Annotated in this window: 10 protein-coding genes and 3 pseudogenes; 9 read left to right on the top strand and 4 right to left on the bottom strand. The window is 61.6% G+C overall.

The annotated features are described in order from the left end of the window. Positions 1 to 15 precede the first annotated feature (15 nt). Positions 16 to 3,588 (bottom strand): S8 family serine peptidase, encoded by a 3,573-nt coding sequence (locus R3F00_RS12335; RefSeq protein WP_371282087.1) that lies wholly within the window; start codon positions 3,586 to 3,588, stop codon positions 16 to 18. A 256-nt stretch (positions 3,589 to 3,844) separates the two neighbouring features. Here R3F00_RS12335 and uvrA point away from each other — a divergent pair, with 256 nt between their 5' ends. Further along, on the top strand, positions 3,845 to 6,691 hold the full coding sequence (gene uvrA, locus R3F00_RS12340) for an excinuclease ABC subunit UvrA (RefSeq protein ID WP_371282088.1): 2,847 nt from the start codon (positions 3,845 to 3,847) through the stop codon (positions 6,689 to 6,691). Further along, complete coding sequence (locus R3F00_RS12345; RefSeq protein WP_371282089.1) at positions 6,688 to 7,098, top strand: acyl-CoA thioesterase; 411 nt, start codon at positions 6,688 to 6,690, stop codon at positions 7,096 to 7,098. The genes uvrA and R3F00_RS12345 overlap by 4 nt, the downstream gene beginning before the upstream one ends. A 593-nt stretch (positions 7,099 to 7,691) precedes the next feature. Here the strand turns inward: R3F00_RS12345 and R3F00_RS12350 are convergent. The 3 genes and pseudogenes from R3F00_RS12350 to R3F00_RS12360 all read right to left on the bottom strand — a co-directional run. Beyond that, positions 7,692 to 8,009 carry a hypothetical protein gene (locus tag R3F00_RS12350; protein ID WP_371282090.1) on the bottom strand — a complete coding sequence of 106 codons (318 nt, stop codon included), beginning with the start codon at positions 8,007 to 8,009 and terminating at the stop codon, positions 7,692 to 7,694. Between the two features lie 600 nt (positions 8,010 to 8,609). Further along, positions 8,610 to 8,909: a hypothetical protein gene (locus R3F00_RS12355; protein WP_371282091.1), complete on the bottom strand. Its 300-nt coding sequence runs from the start codon at positions 8,907 to 8,909 to the stop codon at positions 8,610 to 8,612. 74 nt (positions 8,910 to 8,983) lie between these two features. Beyond that, positions 8,984 to 9,388 (bottom strand): annotated as a pseudogene (locus R3F00_RS12360) (TonB-dependent receptor plug domain-containing protein); the annotation flags it as partial. 187 nt (positions 9,389 to 9,575) lie between these two features. Between R3F00_RS12360 and R3F00_RS12365 the strand changes: the two are divergent. The 7 genes and pseudogenes from R3F00_RS12365 (at position 9,576) to R3F00_RS12395 (ending at position 11,715) form a co-directional block, all read left to right on the top strand. Then, entirely contained in the window at positions 9,576 to 9,995 is a 420-nt protein-coding gene (locus R3F00_RS12365) for a cytochrome c (protein WP_371282092.1), read from the top strand. Positions 9,996 to 10,096: 101 nt separating this feature from the next. Then, the gene (locus R3F00_RS12370) at positions 10,097 to 10,501 is read left to right on the top strand and encodes a c-type cytochrome (RefSeq protein WP_371282093.1); all 405 of its coding nucleotides are present in this window, start codon (positions 10,097 to 10,099) and stop codon (positions 10,499 to 10,501) included. 52 nt (positions 10,502 to 10,553) lie between these two features. Next, positions 10,554 to 10,600: pseudogene (locus R3F00_RS12375) on the top strand (hypothetical protein); the annotation flags it as partial. An 85-nt stretch (positions 10,601 to 10,685) separates the two neighbouring features. After that, a pseudogene (locus R3F00_RS12380) lies at positions 10,686 to 10,766 on the top strand (hypothetical protein); the annotation flags it as partial. Then, positions 10,763 to 11,050: a cytochrome D1 domain-containing protein gene (locus tag R3F00_RS12385; RefSeq protein WP_371282119.1), complete on the top strand. Its 288-nt coding sequence runs from the start codon at positions 10,763 to 10,765 to the stop codon at positions 11,048 to 11,050. The pseudogene R3F00_RS12380 and the gene R3F00_RS12385, both read left to right, overlap by 4 nt. 23 nt (positions 11,051 to 11,073) lie before the next feature. After that, a complete protein-coding gene (locus R3F00_RS12390) occupies positions 11,074 to 11,373 on the top strand; it encodes a cytochrome D1 domain-containing protein (RefSeq protein WP_371282120.1) in 300 nt (99 codons plus the stop codon). A gap of 27 nt (positions 11,374 to 11,400) precedes the next feature. Next, complete coding sequence (locus tag R3F00_RS12395; RefSeq protein WP_371282121.1) at positions 11,401 to 11,715, top strand: acyl-CoA thioesterase; 315 nt, start codon at positions 11,401 to 11,403, stop codon at positions 11,713 to 11,715. The last annotated feature ends 24 nt before the right edge of the window (positions 11,716 to 11,739 follow it).

The following is an 11,739-nucleotide window of genomic DNA, read 5'->3' on the forward strand; positions in this document are numbered from 1 at the left end:
TGAATCGATCCAAGTTCACTGTACGGGCCTGCCATCGAATCCATCCAAGAAAACGGGATCTGCGGTCGAGCAAGTCTGCACCACGACATCGTCCAGATAGAAGCCATCCGGAACGCGGCCGGTTGACGCATCCGTTGCAAGTCGAAAACGGAAGCGCACCGACTGCCCCGCGTAGTCGTTCAGATCAACAATGGTCTGCGACCAGTCGCGCGGGTCGCCGCACCAGGCCTGTCTGCCGCGCGCCGGGTTGTTGAACGAGGTGCTGATCGGGCCGTCATAGCTGCCGACCAGCAACTTGCCATCTGGAATCTGCGTCCAGCTGGCCCCGTCATCGACCGAGATTTCCAGCAAGGCGCCGTCATAGCAGCCGGCGATACGATTCTCGATGGTCTGATGGCTCCAGAATTCCAGGCTGAGCGGCAATTCGTCCATCGGCAGAGTGATGCCGGGTGAAACCAGGCGCTGGTCGGAATCGTAGGCGACATCCTGGGCGAGGAACGACTGCAGACCCCCGTGCGAACGTGCGCTGCTCAAGGCCCAGGTGTCGTGATCGCCCGAGTGGGTCCAGCCCGACGCACCGCTCTCGAAATCCGTCTCGTACAGAGCGCTGGCCAGGGTGCCTGCCGAGCACTCTCCCGGCAGCGGGACGGTCGTGAACAGGGATGTCGACGACGCCGCGGTTTCACCGCAGCCATTCAGCGCCGTGACACGCCAGTAGTAAGTCGTCGAATAGTCCAGCTGGACACCAACGCCATGCGAGGACGTATTCGAAACAAAGCTGTAGACGATGTCGCTGAAACCCGCATCTGTAGCGATTTCAATGCGGTATTCGCTGGCCTGGCTCGAAGCTGTCCAGCTCAGCAGCGGCTGGCGGGACTGGTTGATTGCAGCGGATGCCGGTGCGACCAGATCGAATGCGGCCGGAGTTGCGGAGTACAGATCCAGCACGGCGCTGCTTGCACGCGTCACTCCAGCGCCACTGGCGGTTACGGTCAACACGTGGCTGCCCGGCAAGGCAGCACCCAGGTTGCCAAGATTCAGCGCGCTGGCGCCAGGAACCGGCATGGGATTGCTCGCGAATGCGGCGGTCGCACCGGCTGGCAATCCATCCACGCTCAGCGACACGGCCTGGCCGAATCCCAGTATCGAGTTTGCCGCGACGGAATAGCTGGCCGAACTCGCCGTAGCCGTGCAGATCTCCAGGTTCGCTGGCTGCAGGTCCAGGACGAATCCGGCTTCGCTGGCGCAGTTGCTGCAGACCAGGCCGAAATCCTGGTCGGTCGGGTCGGCATTTCCCGGGACACCGTCACCGGCGATGTTGAAGCCACGTACGGTGATGCTCAACGGCCCGGTCATGCCTGCAGGCAGAAAGATCGCTTCTACATTGTTCGCCGTATCGGGTATGCCATCGGCATGGCTCCACTGGCCATTGAACTGGTTGCCACGCCAGGTCTGCGAAGCAAGCTGAACCTCCAGATCCAGATTGTTGACCTGTGGACTGGTGCCGACAGCGCCCGGCGCATCGGTCCAGGCCAGAACGATGCGCAACGGCTTCGAGGAATCGACAACCTGTCCCTGCCACGTCCAGGCCTGACCGGAATCACCCAGAGTGTGCTCCTGATTGACGATGACGTTTGGCGTGCCGTCAAACATGGCCTCGAGATCCGGCATGCCGAATCCCTGCGTATTGCTGGGCAGATCATCATTGGCACCTGCACCGGTCAGGTAGGTTGGATGCGAAACCAGCCAGGCCTTCATCAGGGCTGGTGACGGCACCGACGGTTTTCCGGAGTCGAACTCCAGGCTGCCGCGTCCATTGGCGATCCACCACCAGGCCAGTGACGCCACGCCTGCAACAGCCGGAGCGGCGTGGCTGGTTCCCGAGCTGGCCGCATAGGTCGTATTGCCGATCGGTCGCTCTGCGTCGCAGATGCCGCTGGCGCCGACCGGATCTGCCTGCGTTCCGGTCACATGCGTTCCGGGCGCGATCAGTTCCGGCTTGACCCGATTTCCGGGCGCGGGGCCGCGTGACGAGAAGAAGATCACGTCCATGGCACTGTCGGCGCCGCTCGATCCAATCTGGCAACCATCCACCCAGCTTCCATTTTCATCCAGCGGGCGGGGATTTTCCGAGGCACCCACCGTGATCATGTTCTTGCCATTGCCCGGCGTGCCCACCGAGCCGACTCCGGAGCCGTTGTTGCCGGCTGAGAAAATGGTGATCAGCTCCTGGTTGCCCGCGCTGGCCGAATCTGCGTCACGCGTGCCTGCATCGTAGGCCTGCGAGGAGATGTCGTACTGGCCTGCGCAGGCGCCGCAACCCCAGGAATTGTTCGAGATGCGCGCTCCGGCGGCATAGCTCGCTTCGATCGCGCCGGCGTAGGTTCCACCACAGGCGTTCAGGTCGAAACCCGGTGCAAACACGCGTGTGCCACCAAGGCGTCCGAACGGATTCATGCCCTGCCCGCGCTGGTACTCGCCGGGGAATCGCGCGCCCGGCGTATCGGCGTTGTCGCGCTGGTCATGGCCCGCGGCGATGTTTGCATTGAGATGCCCGTGACCGTCCACCGGACCGTTGTTGACGGTACAGGCCTGATTGTAAGCCAGACGCGTCGCACCACCGCTGTCGCCGGCAACGTTGAGGGTGGGATCGCCGCTCATGATCGTGCGGTTGCCGATGCCGGAATCGGTAATGTCGAGTACCGGATAGGCTTGAGGATCGGAAGGAAAACCCAAGCCCTGCAACCAGGGCAGATAACCGGGCTGGAGCGGCACGGATTGATCGGCACTCAGATGGCCGCGAATGATCTGGGCCTGCACCTCATCGTTGAGAGTCGGCTCGAAATACTCGCCCACCCAGAAGACATCCGGCCATTCGATGATCTGCTGGATCTGGTCCGGCTTGACCTCGAACCGTGCCACTTCGTACTGCAGCTGGGCCGTCCAGTCCAGTTCCGGCTTGAGACCAAGATCGCTGAATCGCTGCCTTCCCGTCGCATTGTCGGCGTGCCGATAGCGTTGAACGAAAACCGCGATCGCGGAGTCGTCCTGCGCACCGGACTGCAGACGATCGAACAGCGAATTGCCCAGCTTGCTGAAACCGGGCAACGGCTGGCTGAATTGCAGAACCTGGCCAGACCGCACCATTTCGTTCAATCCTGATCGTGCGCCCGGATCAGCCCATACCAGATAGCCGTTGCTGTCGATGTACTGGATCGGAACAGCTCCGGCGGCGCGCAGCTGTTCCAGCCAGGCATCCTTGATCGGGCCGACAAACTGGACGACCTGCAGCGCGGCATCGACCGGCCGGGCCAGCACGAAACCCTGCGCAGGCGTGATCGTCGCCAATCGCGTGTCGAAATGCTGGCGATCGAATTTCAGGACGTGGGCATCGGCAAGCCGCCACGCGCCGGATGGCGCGGGCGTCGAATCCCCTTCGAACAGGCGATAGCTGCCGTAGTCGGCAATCAACCTGAACGATGCCGGCACGGGCATGTCCGCAGGCAACACCCATGGATCGGCTTGCGCGCGTGTGGCGGTTGCACAGGCAGCGCTGACGGCCACGGCCAGAAGGCAGAATTTGCGCATGTTTCCGGGAACCCTGCTACTTGGCGCCAGACCGTCTACAGGGTAACCGCATTGATGCTTCCGGTCATTGATCGAGTCCAATTCGCCGATTCCGGCAAATTCCAGTTCCGCAGTTGTCTGCATGGCGGTCTTTCCCCGACCTGACCACGCCGCGAACGGACCTTGAACATGGGCATCCCGCCTCCACCTCGAATGATCGCGGCGAGGCGCTATAGTTGCCTGTTCCGCTCTCCCTGATTCGAGCCAGATCCTGCCCATGGACATGATCCGCATTCGCGGCGCGCGCACTCACAACCTGAAGAACATCGACATCGACCTGCCGCGCAACCGGCTGACCGTCATCACGGGACTGTCGGGTTCGGGCAAGTCTTCGCTGGCGTTCGACACCATCTATGCCGAGGGCCAGCGCCGCTATGTCGAATCGCTGTCAGCGTACGCGCGGCAGTTCCTGTCGATGATGGAAAAGCCCGATGTCGACCATATCGAAGGCCTCTCTCCGGCGATATCGATCGAACAGAAATCAACGTCGCACAACCCGCGCTCGACCGTAGGCACGATCACCGAGGTCTACGACTACCTGCGCCTGTTGTATGCACGGGTCGGCTCGCCGCGCTGCCCGGACCACGGCCAGACCCTGGAAGCGCAGACCATCAGCCAGATGGTCGACGCCGCACTGGCGCTGGATCCGAGAAAGCGCTGGATGATGCTGGCGCCCGTCGTGCGCGAACGAAAGGGCGAACATGTACAGGTGTTCGAGCAGTTGCGCGCACAGGGGTTTGTCCGCGCGCGCATCGACGGCACGACCCATGAGCTCGATGCAGTGCCTTCATTGACCCTGCGCCAGAAGCACACGATCGAAGCCGTCATCGACCGCTTCCGCGCCAAGCCCGACATCAAGCAACGCCTGGCCGAATCCTTCGAGACTGCGCTGCGACTCGGCGACGGCATCGCCCTCATCGTCGACATCGACGACGAGAAGGCGGCAACCATGACCTTCTCTTCGCGCTACTCGTGCCCGATCTGCGATTACGCCTTGCCCGAACTCGAGCCACGCCTGTTCTCGTTCAATTCGCCGATTGGCGCCTGCCCGAGCTGCGATGGCCTCGGCATCACCCAGTTCTTCGATCCGGCACGCGTGGTCGTGCATCCGGAGCGCGGCCTGTCGGCCGGTGCGGTGCGCGGCTGGGACCGGCGCAACATGTACTACTTCCAGATGATCCTGTCGTTGTCGAAGCACTACGGCTTTGATGTCGAAACACCCTGGGAAAAATTGCCGGAAAAGATCCGCCAGCGCGTGCTGTACGGCTCGGGCGACGAACAGATCGCGTTCAGCTACGTGATGGAGAGTGGCGGCAAGGTCACCCGCAAGCACAAGTTCGAAGGCATCATTCCGAATCTCGAACGCCGCTACAAGGAAACCGAATCTCCGACCGTGCGCGAGGAGATCGCGAAGTTCATCAGCCCCCAGGCCTGTCCGGAATGCAACGGCCAGCGACTCAATCGTTCGGCACGCAACGTGTTTGTCGGCGAGATCAACCTGCCGGCAATCGGCGCCTTGCCGATCGATGAAACCTGCAACTATTTCGAGGGTCTGACCCTGCCCGGCTGGCGCGGTGAGGTCGCCGCCAAGATCGTCAAGGAAATTCGTGAACGTCTGCGCTTCCTGGTCGATGTCGGCCTCAATTACCTGACCCTCGATCGTCAGGCCGACTCGCTCTCCGGCGGCGAGGCCCAGCGTATCCGTCTGGCCAGTCAGATCGGTGCGGGGCTGGTCGGTGTCATGTACGTGCTCGACGAACCCTCGATCGGCCTGCACCAGCGCGACAACGAACGCCTGCTCGGTACCCTGGTGCGTCTGCGCGATCTCGGCAACAGCGTGATCGTGGTCGAACACGACGAGGACGCCATCCGCGCCGCCGATCACATCGTCGACATTGGCCCCGGCGCCGGCGTGCACGGCGGCGAGATCGTCGCCCAGGGCAAGCTCAAGGACATTCTCAAGGCACCCCGTTCGCTGACCGGCCAGTATCTTTCCGGCAAGCGTCGCATCGAGGTGCCGAAAAAGCGACGTGAGGCGGATCCCGAGCGCATGCTCAGAATTGTCGGCGCATCGGGCAACAACCTGAAATCGATTGATGCCGAAGTCCCGGCCGGGCTGCTTACCTGCGTCACCGGCGTGTCGGGCTCCGGCAAGTCGACCCTGATCAATGACACGCTGTATCGGCAAACCGCGGTCGAACTCAACGGTGCCAACGAAAAGCCGGCGCCATTCAGGAAAATCCAGGGACTTGAACTGTTCGACAAGGTCGTCGAGATCGACCAGTCGCCGATCGGGCGTACGCCACGCTCGAATCCGGCGACCTATACCGGCCTGTTCACGCCGCTGCGCGACCTGTTCGCGCAGTTGCCGGAATCGCGTTCACGTGGATACGGGCCCGGAAGATTCAGCTTCAATGTCAAGGGCGGACGTTGCGAAGCCTGCCAGGGCGATGGCCTGATCAAGGTCGAGATGCATTTCCTGCCCGATGTGTATGTTTCCTGCGATGTCTGCCACGGCCGACGCTACAACCGCGAAACGCTCGACATCACCTACAAGGGCCACACCATCGCCGACGTGCTCGAGATGACAGTCGAAGACGCACAGGTGCTGTTCCAGCCGGTGCCAGCTCTTGCCCGCAAACTGGACACGCTGATGGATGTCGGCCTTGGTTATATCAAGCTCGGCCAGAGCGCGACCACGCTTTCGGGTGGCGAGGCACAACGCGTGAAGCTCTCGCGCGAACTGAGCAAGCGCGATACCGGACGCACCCTGTACATCCTCGACGAGCCGACCACCGGCCTGCATTTTCATGACATCGAGCAGTTGCTCAAGGTGCTGCATCGTCTGGCCGATGACGGCAACACCGTGGTCGTCATCGAGCACAACCTCGACGTGATCAAGACGGCCGACTGGATCATCGATCTCGGTCCCGAAGGCGGCGGCGGCGGCGGTACCGTGATCGCCAGCGGTACACCCGAACAGATCGCCAGGGTCAAGGCCTCGCACACCGGGCGTTTTCTGGCACCGGTCCTGGCCAGCACGAAAAAGAGGAAAGCGGCATGACCGAATCGAGCCAGCCACTGTTGGCACGCGTGCCGATCACGGTCCGCTGGCGCGATCTTGATGCCTACAACCACGTCAACAACTCCGTGTTTCTGACCTATCTGGAGGAAGCACGACTGGTCTGGCTGGAAGGGCTGGTGGGAGACTGGAAAACGGAAACCCTGAGTCCGGTTCTGGCCGCCAGCCAGATCGATTTCCGCGATCAGATCGAATGGCCCGCTGAACTCGCTGTCGAAGTGCGTTGCGAAAAGCTCGGCAACAGCTCGCTGACCCTTGCCCATCGCATCACCTCCGCCGACGGCACGCGGCTGTTCAGTGAAGCCAGCGTGGTCATGGTCTGGATAAATCCGCAAACCGGTCGACCCGTCGCGTTGCCGGACGCAGTCCGCGCAGCCTGCGTGGCGTAGCGAAAGAACAGCCGCGGTCGGCGCGAACTACGACGAATCCAGCCGAACCCGCCGGTCGCTCCTGTGCAGCACCCGATGTGAATGCGACAATGCGCGCGCACGCTCATTGTTCCAGTCCCAGTAGCGTCGGTCATCGATATTGCGAACTCGGCATCGACGAATGTGTTCACCGAGGTAGGCCCATGCGTTGACGTCCCAGACCGCGTATCCGCTAGCTGGTACACGTCACTGACGCTGTCATCGACGCGCGACACGCGCTGCACGCCAGTCAATGACACCTGCACCCCAGCTCGCTCTTGCCTTGCCAGCCGCCAACCACCGTGGCATTACCCGGTTGAACACTGTTCAGCGGCTCGTTGCGTGCTGGTCATCCCGCGCATCCAGCTTGCCCGAAACTCCATGTAGGCACCCTTCCACGACTCGCGCCAGGCGCCCAGCCGCCAATGAGCGTCAACTTCAAACCCATGTGGATTTCCGCGCGATCCCGATTGACTGACTGAAACACCAGTGCGCCAGATTCGGATCAATTCCGAGGTTCGCACGCGAGTCGATGAGATCGCGAAAGCGATTGTCGTAGACGGCCACCGAAGCCATCAACGGTGGACTGCTCCAGTGCGGTCCCACCGGAATCCAAGGCTTTCTTCAGGCTTGAGGTCCGGATTGGGCTTGACCAGGTAGTTGAACCCCGGCAGGTAGAGTCCGACATTGACGTCGGAAACGGCGGTGCCCGATAGCCCTGCACAATCTGGGCGTACAGGGTCGCATTCTCGCTGGCAGTGAAGCCGCAAGCCGAGTTTGGGCGTCCATTGCGTGCTGTCGACGTCGGCAATCGCGGTATCCGGATTGTCTTCCAGCCAGATGGCATCGGGCTTCGCATCCAGCGAATAGCCTTCCCAGCGCAAGCCTGGCACTACCGGGACCAGCGCGGCGCGAAGCCAATTTCATCCTGCCAGAAACCCCCGATCTCGGTCGCTGTCGAGACTCGGGAAATCACGCACTGGAAAGACCTCGCTGAGGATCACATGGGTGCCTTCCCGGTTTCGAGATTGTCTGCGCGTTGCGGAATCCTTCGTATTCATGCCGGTCAGGTCAGATGCATACACCTGCCAGTGATCGCTGCTTCCCCACTGGTTGCGTGATTGCGCCACCAGTTCGATGCCGCGACTGGTCTGGTTGAAATCGAACTCGCGGGCACGCAGGGTCGGATCGGCGTTTGTGCGTCGGCAGTTGGCGGTACTGGTCGGTCAACTGCGTAGTGCTGACTCCCGTTGCAGACCAGCATGTCGAGCACATCGGCGGCAGCCCAGGTTTCCTGACTAACCGGCAGCGAGGTTGACCCGGTCACGACTCCAGTCATCTCCTGCAGTGCGTACGTCGTGCTGTAGCGATTCGACCAAAACCAGCGACTGCACATCGGTTTTGCTGGCTGCCCGAACCGTGATCCAGGGTAGCATCCAGCGCCTCGGCGCGTTCGCCGTCGCAGGCCAGCCTGGCCAGCACAACATCCCGGATCAAAGTCCGCCGGCTTGGCAGAGATGCCGCCATCGCGTGGATTGTTTTCCGATTCGTACGACATGGCGCGCAAGCAGAACCAGCCCGCTCCAGGGCCCATTTGTCGCCGCGAGGTTGGCCGAGCCGAATTCGCTGTTGTCACGACTCCACATGCCTGCCGAACCACCACCGGCCAGGCGCGCATTGCCACGCCAGAGAAAATCCTCGGGCGTCCGTGTCGACATCGCAACCACCTCGGCCAGCGCCCAGCCGCCATAGAGGGTTGAAGCCGGTCCACGCAGAACTTCAACCCGCTGCACGGCATCCAGCGAAACCAGATCACGTCCGGCCAGGGCGAACTGGCCGACTCCGAAACCATCGGCATCGGCACGCTAATGATTTCGACACCGACCCGATTGCCCTCCAGCCCACGGATATTGAATCCCTGACGCCCGAAGCGGACCGCGTCGACCGGCACGCTGACACCCGGTACCAGCCTGGAAAGGTCGGCGATATCAACCACACCGTTGCGTTCGAGTTGGTCGCGATCAATCACGCTGACACTGGCGACAACCTGCTGCAGCGGTTCCCTGGCGCGGCTGCCGATGACCACAATCGGATCAAGATTGACGACTTCGGCATCCGGGTCGGATCCGGCATCGACAACCGCTTGGTAAAGGCAACGCTTGAGCACGGGGCAGCCATTAGGCGCCCAAGGCAAATTGTATGACGCGTCAGGTGAAGAGCCATGCAGGGAGATCCGACGAAACGAGCCACAAATTTTTGCTGAGAGGCCCACTGGCCGGCCTGATCCTGCTCAAGGGAAAACGGCAGTCCGTCAAAACCGTACCGCTCTGGTACCAGATGCGTTCCCTTGATCTGAGTCAGAGCGATATCAGTCCAGAGGGATGAAACTGTCATTCAATGCGCCGCAACGATGGCGCCGGGTGAGTCAGCTTCATTTGGGAAGTCAACCATGAGGAATGATGAAAGTCAGCGGAATCCTGTTTGCGTTGTTGTGGCTGGGAAGCCCGGCCATCGCACAAGATGATGTCAACGAGCGCCTGCCCAAGCAGGGCAACGAGGCCGGCAAGGCGGCCTACATGGCCAACTGCGCAGCCTGCCAACAACCTGATGGAAAGTGTCTGGCCGGCGCGTTCCCGCCACTGGCAAATGCCGACTATCTGAACGAGCGCAGCGGTGCAGACATTGCAGGCGACGTGCTCAAGGGAATCACCGGTGAACTGACCGTTCATCAACGGCCAGAAATACAACAACGATGCCGGCCCAGAGTCATCTTGGCGATGGCGACATCGCCGCGATCATCAATTACACTATTCAAGCTGGGGCAATTCGGGCAAGTCGATTACGGCAGCCGACGTGGCGGAGAAGCGCCGCGCACTTGATGTCAGTGCAGATCAGGCACAGGGGGAGATGCATCCGGTACGCCCCGCAGCATGGAGAACTACCAGGAGCCCCCTCAACCGCCGGCGCCGAAGGCGTCGAGATGATCATCAACCCGGATGCACCCTCAATCAGCAAGGCCGAGTACGCCGAATCCACGCAGATCTTCTTCGAGCGCTGCGCAGGTTGCCACGGCGTGTTGCGCAAGGGCGCCACCGGCAAACCATTGACACCGGACATCACCCGGGCCAAGGGTACCGACTCACCTCAAGGCCTTGATCAATTTTGGCTCACCCGGCGGCATGCCGAACTGGGGAACCTCCGGCGTGACCCCTACCGCCGAGCAGGTCGACATGATGGCGCGCTCCTGCAGCACGATCCGCCGGCACCGCCGGAGGGCATGCCGGAAATGATGGCCTCGTGGAAGGAGATCATTCCGGCTGACCAGCGCCTGAGCAAGAAAGAGAACAACTACAACATCGACAATTTCTTTGCCGTGACCAGGTGACTCGGGCGAGATCGCCCTGATCGACGGTGACACCAAGGAGATCGTCAACATCATCAAGACCGGCTACGCCGTGCATATTTCGCGCTCTCGCACTCGGGCCGCTATGTGTACACGATCGGCCGCGATGGCAAGATCGACCTGATCGACCTGTGGATGAAAGCCCGAACGCGTCGCCGAAATCAAGATCGGCCTCGAGGCGCGCTCGGTCGAAACCTCCAAGTTCAAGGGCTACGAAGACAAGCTGGCCATCGCCGGCGCCTACTGGCCGCCGCAGTTCGTGATCATGGACGGCCCGACCCTGAAGCTGCTCAAGATCGTCTCGACGCGTGGCCCGATCAAGATACCCAGGAATACCACCCGGAACCGCGCGTTGCTGCCATTGCTGCCAGTCACGAGCATCCTGACTTCATCGTCAACGTGAAGGAAACCGGGCGTGTGCTGCTGGTCGACTACAGCAACCTCGACGCACTCAACATCACCACGCTGGATGCTGCCCGCTTCCTGCACGATGGTGTGGATGGGATGTCAGCGCAAAACGCTACTTCCTGACTGCAGCCAACCAGTCCGACAAGATCGCCGTTGTCGATTCCCGCGAACGCAAGATGACCGCCCTGATCGATGTCGACAAGATTCCGCATCCGGGTCGCGGTGCCAACTTCACCCATCCGAAGTACGGCCCGGTCTGGGGCACCTTGGCGCTCGGCAACGAGAAGGTCACCTTGATCGGTACCGATCCGAAACCATCTCGAAAACGCTGGGAAAGTTGTCGTCGAGGTGCTCAAGGGCCAGGGGGTGGTTCGCTGTTCATCAAGACCATCCGAAATCCCGCAACCTCTGGGTCGACACCACGCTCAATCCCGATCCGAAGTTGAGCTTAGGGGCCGATTGCCGTATTCAACATCGACGATCTCGAAGCCGGCTATGAAGTCTGGCTGGAAGGACTGGTGGGAGACTGGAAAACGGAAACCCTGAGTCCGGTTCTGGCCGCCAGCCAGATCGATTTCCGAGAGCAGATCGAATGGCCCGCTGAACTCGCTGTCGAACTGCGTTGCGAAAAGCTCGGCAACAGCTCGCTGACCCTTGCCCATCGCATCACCTCCGCCGACGGCACGCGGCTGTTCAGCGAAGCCAGCGTGGTCATGGTCTGGATCAATCCGCAAACCGGTCGACCCGTCGCGTTGCCGGACGCAGTCCGCGCAGCCTGCGTGCCGTAGCGAAAGAACAGCCGCGGTCGGCGC

Source organism: Dokdonella sp. (genome assembly GCF_041395345.1).
GTDB lineage: Bacteria > Pseudomonadota > Gammaproteobacteria > Xanthomonadales > Rhodanobacteraceae > Dokdonella.

What these genes read in the sequence shown, in the direction of transcription:
- R3F00_RS12345 (WP_371282089.1), top strand. Translation starts at nt 6,688, where the DNA reads ATGACCGAATCGAGCCAGCCACTGTTGGCACGCGTGCCGATCACGGTC.
- R3F00_RS12370 (WP_371282093.1), top strand. Translation starts at nt 10,097, where the DNA reads ATGATCATCAACCCGGATGCACCCTCAATCAGCAAGGCCGAGTACGCC.
- R3F00_RS12365 (WP_371282092.1), top strand. Translation starts at nt 9,576, where the DNA reads ATGAAAGTCAGCGGAATCCTGTTTGCGTTGTTGTGGCTGGGAAGCCCG.
- uvrA (WP_371282088.1), top strand. Translation starts at nt 3,845, where the DNA reads ATGGACATGATCCGCATTCGCGGCGCGCGCACTCACAACCTGAAGAAC.
- R3F00_RS12335 (WP_371282087.1), bottom strand. Translation starts at nt 3,588, where the DNA reads ATGCGCAAATTCTGCCTTCTGGCCGTGGCCGTCAGCGCTGCCTGTGCA.